Here is a 17,295-nt window from a genome sequence, read left to right as displayed (position 1 = left end):
AAATAAGTCTATTTTATAGTAAAAGTTTTGGGTGTTTCAATACCATTATTGTTCTACTCCATGCCTATTAGGCTGAAAGTCGTGACTTCCTGTAGTTCCTGTCCCTGAAAAACGCAAGGATCGCAATGGCTGTGAGAGCCGCAACGATCACATAAATAAATGAAGGTATGGGTAGCGGATCTCCAGCCGCATAACTATGCAACCCGGATAAATAATAGTTAACCCCGAAAGAGGTCATAATTATAGAACCAAAGGCAAAAACACTCACTGCATTGAGCACGAATCTACCTCGTAATGCCGGAATAAAGCGCAGGTGCAATACCACTGTGTATACGATGATACTTATAAGCGCCCAGGTCTCCTTGGGATCCCACGCCCAGTAACGGCCCCAGGACTCATTAGCCCAGACCCCGCCAAGGAAGGTCCCTACAGCCAGTACAAACAACCCTATGGTCATGGATATCTCGTTGATATAAGTGATTTCCCTGATCTTGACATTGATCCTTTTCTGGGAGCCCGGAGTTCTGAAAATTATCAGCAGCAGAGCCATTAAGCCCAGAATTGCTGAAAGTGCCAAAGGCGCATAACTACTCACAATAGTTGCCACGTGAACTTTCAACCAGAAAGATGATTTAAGCACGGGCATCAAATTGGTGATCTCAGGATTCAGCCAGTCCAGATAACTAACAAATAAAAGGGCTCCGGTAAAGAGAGTAGCGAGAGGCAGGGCGAAATCAGATTTTCTGAAGGTAAGCAATCCGCAAAGCAGTAGCGTCCAGGCTACAAAGACCAGCATTTCATAGCCATTACTCCATGGCGCATGCTGGGCTACATACCAGCGTAAAATGATATTGCCGGTAAAAGTCAGAAAGCTGATAAGCGTTATCAGGATCAAAGTATTCCACGCAATCTCTATCGCTTTATTTTTTATAAAGATCTTTACAATGGCCAGCAATAAAAGTATGGCTCCAACGGTGAAATAAATTTGGAATAACCAGAAATTGAGATTCAGCTCATTGTACCATATCTCGGCTTCCACACGCTTGCGGCTGGGAATTATATCAACTCCCAGAACATCCTGGAACTTCTTGATATAAGACAGTTTTTCACTGGCAGCGGCCCAATCCCTGTTCTTTACATCATTAAAATAACCCGGAATTATTCCTTTCGCAAAACGGGTATCCTCTACTGGAAAGTCATTAAAGTCATGAGTAGGACTATACCATTTATTGGTATCATCATTACTGTTAGGAAATATTTTGAGATAATGACCCGCAAAAACATTATATAGAATATTGAAACGTTCGTCTACCTTGATCACCTCCTTGTCCAACTCGTTACGTTCTGCCGGTTTTTTCTGATTTGCATCCTCTATTGCCTTTGCAAGCATATAATTTCCGTCCTCGTCAAGTAGCTGGGCAAAGGAGACCATCCCGTTTTCACTGAACTCCAGTGCCGAAAAAGCGCCTCCTGCCTTATCCCTGTCTATTTTGATCAAGGGGATATACTGCCACACATTGGGAGAAGTATGCATTGCCAGAAATGCCTGGTCTGCACTTAAGCTTATGGTTCCTCCTTCCTTGCTGAATTTGAAGTAGGGCTTCCGGGTGAGTTTTCTTAAGAATTCTGATGCCAGGGTATTAACAGGTTTAATACGTCCATCCAGATCCTGAACCATGAGTCTTCCGAACATTTCGGCATGTTGTTCATTCACAGCCTGGTCTTCAATAATATCTATGGTGATCTCAGGGTGAGATTCCTGAGCCTGCATTCCGGCAGAAAGCCCCAGAAGCAAAAGCAACATGCTTAGCGTCTTCATTTTCTTTAGTTTCTTATTAATCTGGGTGAACCTTGAAGCCCTTCCGAAGAGCGTAAAGAACATCCCGATCATCATGAGAAAATACCCTGCATAGGTAACATAGGTGCCCGGGGCATCGTGATTCACCGCCAGCACCGTTCCCTTTTCATCGGTATCATAACTTGCCTGGAAAAACCTGTAGCCTTCGTAATCCAGTACATTGTTCATATAGATGCGATGTGGTATTTCCTTTCCGTCGTCCAGCACCTTCACTTCACTTGCATATGATGACGGACTCGTGGATCCAGGATAGCGTTCCAGCTGAAAATCTTCAAGCTGAATGGCAAAAGGAGTGGTAAGAGCCTTCGAACCATAAGACAGGATCACTTGAGTCCCATTCACCTCCACTTCATGCTGAGAAGGCAGAAAACCTTCCCGATAGAGCAGGCTGACCTCTTCTTCTTGCTCTCCCACCTTCACATTCAAAATGAGCGCATCATCTTTGATCTCATCATTGTCTTTAGGTTTTTCAGATTCGCTTACCAGTTTAATGGCAGCTTTAGGATGGTAGGACAAAGGAACGAATGAAGCGTCTCCATCTCTGTACAAAGTACGTAAGGGCATGGTATGTAAACTATCCTTTGCCAGGGTTCCGGCAGTTTCGGTAGCCATAACAAAGGTTCCAAGATTCCGTGGAGACCTTATTTTAAAACTCCCATTCTCTTCAATAATATTGATCACTCCCTCCTGGTCTGCCTCGAAGCCAACCAAATGATTGTGCTCGCCAATATTCTCAATTTCCCCCTTTTCAAGGAAAACGGTCTGGCGCCGGCTCCCTGCCGAAACTACCATTTGAAGCATAGGTCTTCCGTCTTCAGTATCATCAACTATTTCAGGTACGGCATCGGCTACAAATTCATTATAGCTAACGCTTACAGGCTCACCGTTGAAGTCAGTTTCAATGGAAAAATCATTATCACCAATCGGAGAGAAATTAATACGCTTTTCAAGAGTCTTTGAATCATTATTATCACTTAGGGTGAACTTCAGAAAATTGGCATCTGAAATTATGGTATTGGAGGTTGCGCCTTCACGAATACGCATAATTCCGCCATAGGAAGTATACCGGGTAATTCCCGCCCCAAGAAGGATCACTATAAAGGCGAGATGGAATAAGAGGATCGGCCATTTTTCCTTTCTCCAGAGGTTATATTTAAAAATATTTGCAGCGAAGCTCAGTCCCAGTCCCAGCATGATCAATTCAAACCATAGGGAATCATAGATAAGCTGCCAGGCCGTTGAAGTTCCAAAATCGTTTTCCACGAAAGTAGCGACCGCCATCGCCACGGCATATGCAAACAACAATATTATGGCCAGTACCGGGGAGGCAAAGATCCTGTATAACTTTTTCATTGCAATTTCTTTTACTCTATAAAATATAGAGACACCTTTGTTTCAGAAGGTGCCTCTACAGTTAATCAATCTTTATTTTTAGTCTTCTGTCGAAGTAACCGCTTTTTTAATATCCATTTCAGCTTGACGTTCTTTGGCTCTTTCCATCCATTTAGGAAGAAGATTTTCCTTGAAGCTTTCCTTTTCCGCTTCAAGTTTTTCCATATCAAGACCTATATATTTCTGGGCTTTTTCTTTGGTATCAATATCGGGCATTTCAACCGGTTTATTATGACCAAGGTCTGCCAGGACACGACTTAGCTTAAGTCTGGCGTCCTGAGCTTTTACAAGTCCGCCACCAATTACCCTTGCGATCTCCACCGGAGAATGGAAGGAAGCTCCATGCGCTGCAGCTGAAAAATCCCAGCGCCATTGTGCGTGACGTATATCTGTAAGTATATCTTTCATTTGCTCTTCGGTAGCACCCAGCTCCCAGCACTTTTTAGCTTCAAGATGAGCTCTTACCAGAAGATCCTCCAGTTTCAACCTGTTTTCAGATGCTTTTTTCTGTCTTTCGTAAACGTTCGCAATGAGTTTCTTAGACTCCTCCCTGTGACATACCTGGCATGCATTTGAGGTATTGTTAAGCGGAGACTGAATATGATGATCGGTGAATTTTTGTCCACCTTCGCTCTTATAAGGCATATGGCAATCTGCACAGGACACGCCTCTATCGGCATGCACACCTGTCACGAAAGTCTCATAGCCAGGATGCTGAGCCTTTAACATTGGAGCCTTGCTTAACTGGTGTGTCCAGTCTGAAAACTCCATATTATCATAATACCTTTCCATATCTTCCACGCTGGTTCCTTCTTTCCATGGGAACACGAGATAAGGAACTCCTTCTTTGCCCGGAAGGTTTTTATTGAAATAGTACTCCACATGACATTGGGCACAAACAAGGCTTCGCATCTCGTTATGAGTAGCATCGTTAATATCCTTACCCATTGCATCAAAAGCTTCAACAAGAGCAGGTCTTGTAATGCGAAGCTTCATGCTTTTTGGATCATGACAGTCGGCACATCCAATTGGATTGACTACCTCGTGTCCTTTATCAGCCCATTTGCCGCTGTAAAATTCTGCAACACCGATTTCATTCATCAATCTTGGAACATCCGGACTCTTACAGGTCCAGCATGTAGATGGCATTGGGCCATCCCCTTCGCCTTTTGGTCCACCTGTTCTTAAGGTATTATGAATATCTTCAATTGCATATGCATGACCACGTCCCTGGTTATAATCCTTAGAGAAACCGTAACCCGCAAAAAGAATTACCAGGTTAGGATCTTCTTCCAGAACATCGATCATCGCCGAACCTCCCTGATAGGATTTAAAGGTTGTATCCTTGGTTTGAAGATAAGACTGATATTCCTTTGGATAGTTCTCTCCCCACACCTCATTTCTGGGCTCGTTTTCAGCAATTTCGACCTTGGGCACAAATTCATATTTTGCCTCAGATTTCCTGTTGATGATACTCGAGGCGAGCAGTCCTAACAGGAACACAACTATAATCGTAACAATAAAAAGGACTTTATTTTTCATTCTTGCGGTTTTTTGGTGGTTTGTTCTGCCAGCCAATCTGGAATAACCATCTCTTCCTGATCGGTTGGAATTGGTGCTAGATTATATTTAACGGTATGTAAACCATGGATTTTTCCGTGTGGTACCTGCTTGTGACAGCTCCAGCATTGCCTTCCGGTTCGTTTTTCCTGGTGATCTTCGATCCATCCATCGTATTTAACCTGTGTAACCTGTTGTACATGACAACGGATACAGTTTTGCTGTACTACCTCCTGTGAAGCCTCCTTCATCTTGATCACATCGGGCTCTGCCCTGGCTGTGAATACAGATGCGTGATATAACCCGTCTTTAGCTTTGAAAAAATATTTATTTGCCAAATTATCATGAGGCACATGACAATCGTTACAGTTGGCCCATTCCCGGTGAGAGCTATTCATCCAGCTGTTATAAACAGGTGTCATCACATGACAGTTAACGCAGGCCTGGGGATCGTCAGAAAGATATGAAGTTACCCTGGCCTCTCTCATCATAAAAAGACCCAATCCAATTATTACCGCGATAAAGAATAGTGCGATCTGCCGCCAATTCGAGCCGCGTTCTGGTAGAATTTTGAAAGATGATTTCATGTTTTCTGAGGTCAGTAGTTAATTGATTAGGTCTTTACAAAGAACCTATCACAAACTCTACGAAACTAGGCGCAATTTAGTACCTCCACTAATAGCAAAAGATGACATTTGTCATATTTATATAAAGCACTATATCTAATTTAAAAGCACCTAATCACCAGTGAAAATAGGAACTTTATCGCATATTTCATAATTAAAATTAAGAACAAATTAACAATTATCCGAGCTCATATTATTAATTCCTTAACTATTAGCAATTTGCGTCCCGGATGTTTCAAAATGATTGTGAAACGCCACCTTTTTAAAAATGGAATTCACATAGCGAAAGTCACAAACTAAAAAACCCGGTAAACTAAAAGTTTACCGGGTTTAATTTTAAAGTGTACTCGAGGTGGGTGGCGTCAGCCACACTTTTTAGATTGGCTCTATTCATGATAACCTTTGAATTCCGCATATCTACCTACCAACCAGCATTTTTGTCTTATAATAATCCGGATTTTATTACTTGTTAATTCACATTAGTATGTTTCATTTATTCTTTCCCGAAAAGCTAGGTTGCATTACGATTTAAAAAGCCAATTCTGTAATATATATAACACTCCGTTCCAGTTTTATAACTTATTTCACAACATAAGTTCTAGCTTACCCTCTACTCCGCGATAACAAAGCAGGAGGCTAATGTGTTTTACTTATTAATAAAAAAAAGCGATCAGTTGTTATTCCCAATTCGATAGGAGCTAATTAAAAAATAAAAACCATGAGTGATTTATTCCAAAAAGGAGATATTGTGTGTGCAAAAAACAATAGGTCAAAGCCACTGGCGGTTAGAATTTTTGCCAGGAGGGTATATTATTGTGATGTTGTAGACCATCCTGAAGAAAAAGAAGAAGTTTATTTCGAAAGGGAAATAGAACTATTCATGCAAAGTAGTATTTAACTGTGGATTTGAATGTTTTGATTTTGTCTGCTACTTCCATGACTCATGTCATGATCTTACATCCATAATCCTTAAAAATTTTAAGATAAATCTACACCGGTGAGAGTTACTGTTCTTCGAAAAAAAGTCAATTTTCTACCCGATTCCAGTCGAGTGGTGGCGCGCTATTTTATCAACAGTGATCTAAGAACCCGTAACCTGATTACTCGCATTAGCCAAATGACGGAAATCCAGGTTAGTCACGCCCTGGAACAGACCTTAAGAGAATTCGCCAGTCGGCATCGTAATATTTCACGTCTATTCTTTAAACATTGTAATAATATTCGCGGCGTCATTGAAGACATGAATATAAATTTTGATTCCCTTTCAGATGACCGTAAAATGCTCCTAGGTTCCTATTGTACCATGGAGTATTCAATAGAATCTGCCGCTTTTTTTAATCCTTCTATCATCGAGGATTTTGACCAGTCTTATCTTAAAAAGGACGAGAAAAGAGTGATTATTTCCTTCAGAGCAACAGGTGAAGGCCATATTTCATCGATCGTCTTCAGAAGAGCTATCCTGGATGCGAATAGCGATCTTCATTTATCAAAAATGGGAGATTATATAGATATGGCCGAGATTTCTCATAAGAAGCTTTATGATAAGGGGAGGTTTTTAAGAAGACTGAAAGAAATGGGTATTCCGGAGAAATATTCTATGACCATAATGAACGATCTGCCAGACAGGTTTGAATATGAAACACTCAAGAATTCAGTAAAAAATATACTTAAAGATCAGGATATAACCGCCTCCAGAAGAATGGCTTTGGAAGAAATCACGTGGCTGGTAGACTCGTTTTATGACATTCAGTTTCATAAAGACTCTGATATAACAGAAAGAGTGATTTTTCCTATTTCTGAATCTGAGAGCCGGGGCATAGAAGACGCACGTTTTGTAAGGTTCCTTGAAGATGACGGCTCTACCAGGGTCTATGCTACTTATACAGCTTTTAATGGCCATACCATTATGCCCAAGCTAATTTCAACCAAAGATTTTTACACCTTCAGGGTCATGCCACTTAGAGGAAGTGGTGCACAGGATAAGAACCTGGCTATTTTTCCGAAGAAAATTAAGGGAAAATACGCCATGTTATCCAGGATAGACGGGGTGAATAATTACTTAATGCTTTCTGACAGAGCTACGCTCTGGAATAATCCAAAATTAATTCAGGAACCAAAATTTCCCTGGGAATTTACCCAGATTGGTAATTGCGGCTCCCCATTATGGACAGAAAAAGGCTGGCTTGTTATTACTCACGGAGTCGGGCCGATGCGCCGCTATAGTATTGGAGCATCCCTATTTGACCTTGATGACCCTTCTAAAGAAATTGGGCGTTTGGAAGAACCTTTGTTAATGCCGCTAGAGGAGGAAAGAAATGGGTATGTGCCCAACGTGGTGTATTCCTGTGGATCTATCATTCACAATAATAATCTAATTCTGCCTTATGCTGTCTCCGATTATTCTTCAACCTATGCCGTGGTTGACCTGGAAGAACTTTTTGCCGCCTTGATAAACTAATTTTTTAAAAGCTTTCAAGTACCTTTTGGTATGCTTCCAGATAAGAATTAATCATCTTTTCCAAACTGAAATTTTCCTCTGCATGAGTCCTGCAATCTTTAGGATCTATCCTTTCAATATTTTGTACAGCCTTAACAGCTCCAGAGACATTTTTTACCAGAAAACCGGAAAAATTATCTTTAATAAGTTCTGGCATGCTACCCCGGGCAAAGGCAATTACAGGGGTGCCGCACATCATGGCTTCCAGCACGCTTAAACCAAAGGGTTCTTCAAATGAAATGGGATGCAGTAAAGCTTTTGCCCCTCCCAGCAACAAATCCCTTTTTTCCTTTCCCACATTCCCCAGAAACTGAATTTGTTCGTTGTCAATTTTCGGAGCTATTTCTGCTTGAAAATACTTGTCATCCTGAATAAGTCCTGCAATTTTTAAAATATATCCAGATTTTTCAGCAATTTCAATGGCTTTATGTAAACCTTTCTCGGGATGTATCCTCCCAAAATATAATAAGTAATCTTCCTTGTCTTTTCTAAAGGTAAAAAGTGTAGGGTCAACGCCATGATAGATAGTATCCAGGTAAGTTAATTCTTTATGCCTGTCTGAATCTGAAATAGAGATATAAGCTGTTGAAGCATCATACTTTTTATAGACGGGAATGATCTTGGGAGAAGAAAACCCATGAATCGTTGTGATTATGGGTGTTTTAATCAATCTGGAATAAGTAAGCGGAAGAAAATCGAAATGATTATGGATAATATCAAAATCGGCTGCATTTTCCATCAAATGGCTTATATGAAGACATTCTGAAACTTTAGGATCCCCGGAAGCATCCTGGTTGTAAGGCAATTTACAAACCGACCGCAATTTGGCCGTGGTAATGGAATTGCCACTGGCAAAAAGACTTACCTTGTGTCCTTTATCCACCAGGCCTTCTGTGATATTAGAAGCCATTTGTTCCCAGGGACCATAATTTTCGGGAGGTGTTCTCCAAGCGATGGAAGATAGAACGGCAATTTTCATCTTTTAGATCAATTATGTAAAGCTTTTTCCGTTTCGTAATTTTCCAAAACATCCACCTGGTAAAACACTTCGTAAGCTTGTAAAACGGTTAAATGTGAAATGAGGTAAGCCAATGAACTTTCAGCTCCCTGGTTTCGGTTAATTCCATAATTCTCGAAACCATCACAACAGCCCTTGGTTTCAAAATCATAAAGGCTCATGCGCAGGTCATTTTCACCCAGGAACCACATAAACGAGGTAAAAAGAAGATGTAGGTATTCCTTTTCTCCAGTTAGCAAAAATGCCTGGTAAAACATGAGCACCATGGCCATTGCATCTATGGGCTGTTGCGCGAAGAAGGACCGTTCCCCATCCCTGTAATACCAGTCCTTATTGCCAATCACAGAAAGCGTTCCTTCTTTTAAAGTGTGTTGAACGAGGAATTCCATCGTTTCCATGGCGACTTCAGTCACTTTGTCGTCGTGAATTATTTGAGCCGAATGTAACAGGGCCAAAGGTAAAATCCCATTATCGTAAGCGAGTAAAGATTCAAACCATTTCCAGTTTTCGGAATGATTATTCTCGTAATGCTGAATGAGTTTCGCCGTTAGATTCTTTAAAATCTCCAGCATATGTTCATCTGAAGCATTGGTTTTTAAATAATAACAAATCCCGATGATCGTATTGGCAATACTTCGAATAGATTGAAGTTTTTCGAAATTTGGAACCGCATCAAAAAATACCAGTTTTCCGGTTTGGTAATAAGCGTCGTTTGGCGCATTTCCTATGAGATAGCCTAAAGCCCAGATCGTTCTCCCGAAGGAATCTTCAGATCCCACTTCATCAAGAAAATTTCGATTAAAACTTAAAAAGTTCCTGAAAGTACCGTCCTTATTTTGCATGTAATGAATGTAGCTCAGGTAAATAGGCATGAATTCCAAAGCCGTTTCATCTTTTTTCTGCTTATAGGTCATTAAAACCATTAGCAAGGCCCGGGCATTATCGTCTAGACAATAACCTTCTTTAAGATTAGGAATCCCGAATTTGGCATGCTGGATAATCCCCGTATCATCGGTTAATCTCTTAATATGCATCAGCGAAAAAGGGGGAAGTAAAAGGAGATCTATAGGGGTCTCTTTTTTTTCTATTTCTTGTTTTGGAAAAGCAAGTATAGCTTTAGAAAGCTGCAGGTATTTTTTACCAATTTTAGGCCAGATGATATTTTTTCCATATTCATAGGCATTTGCCTGTATTTTTTTTAGTGTTTCCGGACGATCCAGCAATTGATTTAATATTTTGGTAAGCTCCTCCTGATTATTAAAACCGAAAAGCCTTCCACGTTCTTGCGTAAGGAGTTCTGCAGCATGCCAGTAAGGTGTGGAAACCACGGCACAACCAGCTCCCATGGCATAGGAAAGGGTTCCGCTGGTGATTTGAGCTTCATGAAGATAGGGAGTGATGTAAATATCACTGGCAGCCAAATATTTGAATAGATCGGTCTCTCCAATAAATTCGTTCAAAAAAAGTACATGGGATTGCAGGTTCAAATTTTTGATTAAAAGAAGCAGGTGATTTCGATATTCTTCTCCTGCATGTCGCAGAACATTTGGATGGGTTTTTCCCAGTACGATGTATAATACCTCGGGATGTTTTTCAATAATCCCCGGCAAGGATTTGATCACGGTTTCGATTCCCTTATTTCTGCCGATAAAACCAAAGGTTAACAGCAACTTCTTTTTCTGAAGCTTAAATTCTTTTTTTGATTTTTGTTTATCAAAATGAATATCTGGAACCCCATGTTCAATCATCACGATTTTTTCCTGGGGAACATCATAAATCTGGGTAAGAAAAACGATGGCTTTTTGACTCATCACCACAATCTTATCTGCCATTTTACAGATCTCTTTTAGGATCGCCTTTTCGTTATAGGAAGGCGAATCAAGGATGGTGTGTAAGGTCACAATAATGGGAATATCGAGACGATGCAAAAGGGGTAAAATATAAACTCCGCTTAAACCTCCATAAATACCAAATTCGTGTTCGAGAATACAAACGTCAGATCCGCTAAGATTTATAAAATTTGCAGCTTCCAGATAATCGGTTTGCTGTTCCTGGCGAATGCTGAGTTTTACCTCGGGAGGATAGGCATATTTTTGGTCATTATCGTCCATTGCGACGACCAGGATCTCATTTTGAGGCCTGGCCTGTTTATCCAGACCTAACATAGATTTTGTTAGATTTTGAGTAAAAGTTCCTATGCCGCATTCACGGGGAGGATATGTTCCAATATAAGCCAGCTTCATTCGTTCTCTATATTTTAAGGTTTATCTAATGAAGAAGACCGTGATTCCCATCTTTTTCCCTGCGTTTAGCCTCTTTCGCCGCTCTTTTTTCCTTTAAACTTAATGTTGGTTTTGTCTTATCAGACTTCGACCATACTTTTTTTCCTTTCGTCATCATATCTATTTTTAATTGCTGAAAATCAATTATTTAAACTACAGGAAAAAAGAATGAAAGAGCTATAGAATGCCGATATTAACTTACATATATCACAGTTTTCGGGATAAGTTTTTCAATTCATCTCCCTTATTCTATCGAAGAATGGCGTATGTTTTTCCTCCACACATTTTACGGCGTATAGATAATTTGAAGCACTCCATGTTTGCCAATCCTGCCCCCTGGGCTCACCATTCTGTGCCTTATACCATTCATTAAAACCGAATTCCAGTTCCCCTGTCCTGCTAAGTTTAATAGTATTCGTCAATTCAAGTAATTTCCTTTCAGCCAGTTTAATTTTTCCGGTAGCTACCAATGCGGCTATATAAAATCCCGAAATAAAGGGCCAGGCTCCACCATTATGATATTCACCAGGCTGGTTAAATTCCTCATATCGGGGATACCAGTCTATTTCTCCTGGTTTAATGAAAGGAAAAAAATTAGGAGTAAGACCAGGGGCTAATTCTCCTTTTTCCATCATCGCTGCGCACTCCTTCTCAATCCATGATGTCATCGCTTCAGCTCGGGAAGAAGAGGCAATACCAGATAAAATAGAAAGGCTGTTTCCTAACAGATCGAAACGTTCACTGCTATATATTTTATAAGACCAGAAAGCGTAATATGGTTTATGTTTCACCACCAGGCCTTCATGAACATGTTGATGATGTTTTTCATTGGTTATCGTGAATTTTCCGATTTCTTCACGGATATTTTGAGCCCTTAGATGATTTCCATATAACCTCAGGTACATGTAGGCAAGAGTGTTTACAAAAAGACCGTAACCTGTAACCCATTGTTCGTCACGCCAGTCACTGGTAGGTTGCTGAGCTATAAGACTTCTATCAGATGGACTCTGGTATTCCATCCATAGAAGTGCCTTTTCTATTGCTTTCTTCAAAAAATCTGGTTGTTGCATTACTTCCCTGAAAATCGCCACCGCGATAAGGAATAATGGGGTGGTGTCACTCGCCCCGCGATCTTCCTTATCGTGAACAAGGGATGGAATATGTCCTTTTTCTGATTGGTTTTCAGCAAGAGTTTCCAGGACCCTGCGCATGCTTTTAAGGAGTATATTATTTCCCGAAACGGCTATGCCGAAAATTGAAATCAAGAGGTCACGAGTATAGGGTTCGGGATAACCCCAACCTGCAGTCCTTGGCAATTCCTGAAATGGTCCTTTAGCGTTATGCAGTAGAACTTCCAGGGCTGCTTGTTTAGCAGATTCAATTAAATTTATATTTTCTGAAGTCATTCTCTGCTAATTAATTCCTAGTTTTTCATGGATGATATTGACGAATTTTTGAGCTACCACCCGGTAATCGAAATTAGATACAACATACTCCCGCGCATTTCTACCCATTTCTTCCCTTAACTTTTCATCCTCCATAAGGGTGAGTAAATAACCCGCGATATCCTGGATATTTGCCCGATAATCCACTGTCCTGGGAATATCAAATTGAACGGTATGTTTTTTCTCAAAACCAGATTCCTTGCCTAGTATGACTTCACCTACCACGATTTTCCTGGCTACCTGCGCTAAAAAAGCCGTCTTTTCATGAATTAGCGTATCCAGCATTCCCATAGCCTTGATGCCTATAACGGGTTTTCCGCAGGCACCCGCCTCAACCTGGGGCATTCCAAATCCTTCAAGCCTGGACGGTGCTGCATAAATATCACAGGCTCCAATGAGGTAAGGCATAAAGTTTCTGGAAATTTTGTTAGTGGCATAGATGATGTTTTTATCCAAACCCAACTGACTGGCCATTTCCAGATCGATGAGATTTTGAGCTTTAGTTCTGGGCTGAGGCCATACTTTACACACGTATTTCCAATCTGGAGCTTTGATGTCTATTATAGATAGTGCCTGCATGACCTCCTGGGCTCCCTTAGAAGCGGCATCGCCCCCAACAGTTAAGATCATTAGCTGATCCGGGGAAATACCCAGAGATTCACGCACAGCCAATATTTTAGGATCATCTTTTTTAAATGGAACAAAAGACCTGGTATCGCAACCTACCGGAAGTACTTCTATAGTATCTGGATGAATACCATCCCGAACATACATTTCCTTTACCCAGTGAGAGGTAACCAGAATAAGAGGTAAATCATTTAATACTTCCTGATAATTGGCGATATAGCCATCGGCTACCAGCCAGGGTACAGGTAAAACTCCATAACGTTTAGGATGCAGGACGAGCTGAGGGGTATGTCCCCAATATCCAACTCCTACGACAACATCTGGCTTAAACCAGCGATAATACCATTCCTTTTCCTGCGCCGATTCAAAATTGACTGCATGGGCATCAACCCCTAATTCAAGAAGGCCCTGGTATAATAGATCGCCCTGGGTGGCAAGGCCACCAGGAGACGGGGGATAATCGTATAATACAAGGACCTTCATATTTTATTTTAAATTCTCATCTTTTCTAAGCCAGATAAAAGCATCGACCGGCGTTTCAAATTTCCAGAAAGCTTCATCTTTCGGAGTGGTTAGGGCCTCAAAACCATCTGGAGGAAATCCATAGATTTCGGTGATGAGTTTATATTTATGATCAAAAATTTCTTTGGTTAATTTTACCTGAATATTAGCTGAGTCCTTCTTCCTGGGTAGGTACTTTTTATTCCCGTCTTCATAGGCAAAGGTCCAGAGCTCTTTTGTTGAAATTTTATTCTTATACCATAATTCAATGACCGCCCTACTAATTTCCTCATGCCTTCTATGCCTGGTATATTCACCCGAAGGATCATGAGTAATAATGAGGTCATAATTCTTTGAGGGCAGTAAGCCTACAATCACTTCTTTTACAATCTTAAGTGATAAAGGTTGTTGTTCCGGGCTATCATCCAGGTTCCCCATCACTCCCCTGGCGTTTAATACTTTTAAAACCTCATAAAACTTTGGAGACCGGTTTTTATCATTTTTTCTACACAGGCAGGCGATAAACCAGTTGCAATCTGGATTTATTAAAATAGTTCCCCCGCACCATAAGGTTTCATCATCTGGATGGGCAGTGATCACGGCAATATTTTTTCCAGATAATCCCATCACATTTTTTATTTTGGTTACCTGACCTCGGTGCTTTTTCAATTATTCATAGCCACTTTTTATAATAGTCGATATCATTTTAAATCTTTCATTTGCTTTTATGGAATTACGGCTATGGGCGGGAATAATAATGGATTCACCTGTTTCAAGTATTTGAGAAATATCATTGATCCAAATTTCAGCCTTCCCGGCTATGATCTGAATAAATGTATCGAAGGGTGAAGTCTTTTCAGTCAGATTTTCGCCCGAATCAAAGGAAACGACACTTACATTTCCCGTGGTCTTCTTTATGATCGTTTTTATAACTATCGAATTTGGGATATATTCGATAATTTCAACAACAATGAAAACCTTCGATTTTTCGACTTCAACATTTTCCATAGCAAAATATTTATAAGAATGACTAAGAAAGGGGAGCTACTAAAGTTGAGTATAAAATCTGTATGAAGTGTTATACTATGCTTGGTCAAAGTTGCATAAATACTACAATTGTCATTCTCAAATAAAAAAGCCCTATGATTTTATCATAAGACTTTTCCATACCAATGTCAAGATACCTACATGTCCTAACACTTGCTCCCCAAATTAAACAGTTTAACGTTTCAATGGCTCCTGCAAGTTCATGTTTATCTATAAGACTAGATTACACCCAAATACATTAAGATTGTACAATTCACAGGTCTTCGAGATTCCTGCGACGCATCTTTTTAATTTTTTTATAATATGAAGGGGTAAGACCGGTTATCTTTTTAAATTGATTGGATAAATGTGCTACACTACTGTAATGAAGTTGATAGGAAATCTCGGTAAGGTTTAATTCGTCATAAAGCAAAAGCTCCTTCACCCGTTCGATCTTGTGTATAATTATAAATTGCTGAATGGTAATACCTTTTACTTCTGAAAAGATATTAGATAGATAGGTATAGTCATAGCCCAGTTGCTCACTGATATAATCTGAATAATTTACTTTTGGAAGTTCGTCTGAATAATGGATCATTTCGATAATAACCGACTTGATCTTTTCAATTAAGATATTTCTTCGGTCATCCAGCAGTTCCAGACCATATTTCAAAAGGTTCTTTTTTAATTCCTTTTTTTGTTTCTGGGTAATATCCTCTAAGATTTCAACTGTCCCCAGATCGACATTTATATGATGCAGCCCCAGTTTTTTCAACTCCTCCTTAACCACTAATTTACATCGCAGACTTACCATATATTTAATATAAATAATCATAAACAATTGATTTTTTGACTGTTAATCGATCCGAAAAAAAACAAAAAGTGGGATTTATATAATTCTACCTGGTATAAATACAAGTTGATATAATCAATAGTCAATATATTGTTATGTAAAGATTAAGGTCATGAAAAGCTTAAGAAACCGGGACGGACTATTGAAAGAAATATTTGATTTGACCCTTTCATTTCAATTAAAGTACCCTGAAATTTACGAGAATTTACTTGAAACTCCCTTGTTTTTAACTTATAAGAACAAAGACATCTCAAAAAAGGAGTTTTTAAATTATCGTGAATTTCTAAAAGCTCAATTTGAAATTCTGGAGGCCACAAAAGCTAATACCAGGTTGATCGTTTTATAATACAAGGTGCTTATTACTCCTTTTTCCTGTTTAATTTCTGAAAAACGGGATCCTAAAATGTAAATTTTTCAAGCCTTCCTTTAATAAGAGCACACCCTCTTTATGTAAATAAATTTGATACGGCCAGGCTGTATTTTGAAATGTTATCGTTATGAATTCCCCAAGATTTTCCCAAAAAAGAAGTACAGAATTTTCGCGTACGTTGCGAAAAAGAGTAAAGGCTTATTTCAAAAAAAATAAGCTCAATCCGCATGCAAATTCCAGTATGGGATTAAAAACACTTACTATGCTGAGCCTTTTTTTTGTGCCGCTTATCATAATAAATACGGGTTACGTTAGTAATCCATGGCTTCTTATCGGTTTATATATCACCAGTGGTTTGGGAATGTCTGGCATTGGGATGGGCATCATGCACGATGCTATACATGGTTCTTATTCAAAGAATAAAACAACAAATAAAGTATTGGGTTATACTTTTAATCTTATTGGAGCGAATGCCGGGGTGTGGAAAATACAGCATAATGTTCTCCATCATACCTACCCGAATATAGACGGTGCCGATGATGATATAAATCAGCCATTTTTTTTGCGTTTTTCACCTAAATCGGAGAGGTTAAAGCTTCATAAATTTCAGTATCTCTACGTATGGTTTTTTTATGCTCTTTCCACCATTTTCTGGATTACCGCCAAAGATTTCGTTAAGATAACCCGTTTTAAAAATATGGGTTTTCTGAATAAAAAAAATGAATTCCGTAAGGCGGTTAGTAGTATTATAGGATGGAAACTACTTTACTTTTCATATGCGTTAATCCTGCCTCTTATCATGGTGCCACAACCCGCCTGGATCATTCTGCTGGCATTTCTATTTATGCACCTGGTCACCGGCCTCTTAATTAGTACAGTTTTTCAGGTGGCACATATTCTTCCAGAAACAGATTTTCCGGAACCTGACACTAGAAATATCATTGCAGGGGACTGGTACCACCACCAATTAAATACTACCAGTAATTTTTCTCCTAAAAGCCAGGTTTTTTCGTGGCTAATAGGAGGATTAAACTATCAGGTAGAACATCATTTATTTCCTAATATCTGCCATGTTCATTACAAGAATATCTCAGGAATCGTGAAGAAGACTGCTTTGGAATTTAATTTGCCGTATCACATTAACAAAAGCTTTTTCGGAGCTATTGCAGGTCATATTAAAATGCTGAAAATATTAGGATCCAGGGATTGTAATAAGGTTAGATTATAATTTTGGAGATAT

The 17,295-nt window shown here is 39.6% G+C and carries 15 protein-coding genes; 4 read left to right on the top strand and 11 right to left on the bottom strand.

The annotated features are described in order from the left end of the window. Positions 1-67: 67 nt before the first annotated feature. The 3 genes from ccsA to nrfH form a co-directional block, all read right to left on the bottom strand. Positions 68-3,211, bottom strand: a complete 3,144-nt coding sequence (ccsA, locus tag EZJ28_RS12645) for a cytochrome c biogenesis protein (RefSeq protein ID WP_242670121.1) — start codon at positions 3,209-3,211, stop codon at positions 68-70. 78 nt (positions 3,212-3,289) lie between these two features. After that, positions 3,290-4,792, bottom strand: coding sequence for an ammonia-forming cytochrome c nitrite reductase (gene nrfA / locus EZJ28_RS12640; RefSeq protein ID WP_131398394.1), 1,503 nt, complete (start codon positions 4,790-4,792; stop codon positions 3,290-3,292). Then, positions 4,789-5,397: a cytochrome c nitrite reductase small subunit gene (nrfH, locus tag EZJ28_RS12635; RefSeq protein WP_131398392.1), complete on the bottom strand. Its 609-nt coding sequence runs from the start codon at positions 5,395-5,397 to the stop codon at positions 4,789-4,791. Before nrfH ends, nrfA begins: the two co-directional genes overlap by 4 nt. 757 nt (positions 5,398-6,154) lie before the next feature. On the opposite strand from nrfH, the gene EZJ28_RS12630 reads away from it, so the two are divergent. Both EZJ28_RS12630 and EZJ28_RS12625 read left to right on the top strand, forming a co-directional pair. Next, on the top strand, positions 6,155-6,334 hold the full coding sequence (locus tag EZJ28_RS12630; protein WP_131398390.1) for a hypothetical protein: 180 nt from the start codon (positions 6,155-6,157) through the stop codon (positions 6,332-6,334). A 99-nt stretch (positions 6,335-6,433) separates the two neighbouring features. Then, a complete protein-coding gene (locus EZJ28_RS12625) occupies positions 6,434-7,894 on the top strand; it encodes a glycoside hydrolase family 130 protein (RefSeq protein WP_131398388.1) in 1,461 nt (486 codons plus the stop codon). Between the two features lie 4 nt (positions 7,895-7,898). Here EZJ28_RS12625 and EZJ28_RS12620 read toward each other — a convergent pair whose 3' ends face one another. The 8 genes from EZJ28_RS12620 to EZJ28_RS12590 form a co-directional block, all read right to left on the bottom strand. Beyond that, positions 7,899-8,912: a glycosyltransferase family 4 protein gene (locus EZJ28_RS12620; RefSeq protein ID WP_131398386.1), complete on the bottom strand. Its 1,014-nt coding sequence runs from the start codon at positions 8,910-8,912 to the stop codon at positions 7,899-7,901. Between the two features lie 8 nt (positions 8,913-8,920). Beyond that, a complete protein-coding gene (locus EZJ28_RS12615; protein ID WP_131398384.1) occupies positions 8,921-11,194 on the bottom strand; it encodes a glycosyltransferase family 4 protein in 2,274 nt (757 codons plus the stop codon). Between the two features lie 25 nt (positions 11,195-11,219). Further along, on the bottom strand, positions 11,220-11,351 hold the full coding sequence (locus tag EZJ28_RS16205) for a hypothetical protein (RefSeq protein WP_278248329.1): 132 nt from the start codon (positions 11,349-11,351) through the stop codon (positions 11,220-11,222). Between the two features lie 112 nt (positions 11,352-11,463). Continuing rightward, on the bottom strand, positions 11,464-12,639 hold the full coding sequence (locus EZJ28_RS12610) for a glycoside hydrolase 100 family protein (RefSeq protein WP_131398382.1): 1,176 nt from the start codon (positions 12,637-12,639) through the stop codon (positions 11,464-11,466). A gap of 6 nt (positions 12,640-12,645) precedes the next feature. Then, entirely contained in the window at positions 12,646-13,788 is a 1,143-nt protein-coding gene (locus EZJ28_RS12605) for a glycosyltransferase family 4 protein (RefSeq protein ID WP_131398380.1), read from the bottom strand. 3 nt (positions 13,789-13,791) lie between these two features. Beyond that, the gene (locus EZJ28_RS12600) at positions 13,792-14,475 is read right to left on the bottom strand and encodes a PIG-L family deacetylase (RefSeq protein WP_242670120.1); all 684 of its coding nucleotides are present in this window, start codon (positions 14,473-14,475) and stop codon (positions 13,792-13,794) included. Then, entirely contained in the window at positions 14,476-14,814 is a 339-nt protein-coding gene (locus EZJ28_RS12595) for a cupin domain-containing protein (protein WP_131398378.1), read from the bottom strand. Positions 14,815-15,106: 292 nt separating this feature from the next. After that, on the bottom strand, positions 15,107-15,667 hold the full coding sequence (locus EZJ28_RS12590; RefSeq protein WP_207388465.1) for an AraC family transcriptional regulator: 561 nt from the start codon (positions 15,665-15,667) through the stop codon (positions 15,107-15,109). Between the two features lie 130 nt (positions 15,668-15,797). On the opposite strand from EZJ28_RS12590, the gene EZJ28_RS12585 reads away from it, so the two are divergent. Beyond that, positions 15,798-16,031, top strand: a complete 234-nt coding sequence (locus EZJ28_RS12585; RefSeq protein WP_131398376.1) for a hypothetical protein — start codon at positions 15,798-15,800, stop codon at positions 16,029-16,031. A gap of 151 nt (positions 16,032-16,182) precedes the next feature. Then, positions 16,183-17,283 carry an acyl-CoA desaturase gene (locus EZJ28_RS12580; protein ID WP_131398374.1) on the top strand — a complete coding sequence of 367 codons (1,101 nt, stop codon included), beginning with the start codon at positions 16,183-16,185 and terminating at the stop codon, positions 17,281-17,283. The last annotated feature ends 12 nt before the right edge of the window (positions 17,284-17,295 follow it).

Origin of the sequence: Gramella sp. KN1008 (assembly GCF_004332155.1) — a bacterium.
Lineage (GTDB): Bacteria > Bacteroidota > Bacteroidia > Flavobacteriales > Flavobacteriaceae > Christiangramia.
This window is presented reverse-complemented; position numbering and strand designations above follow the sequence as displayed.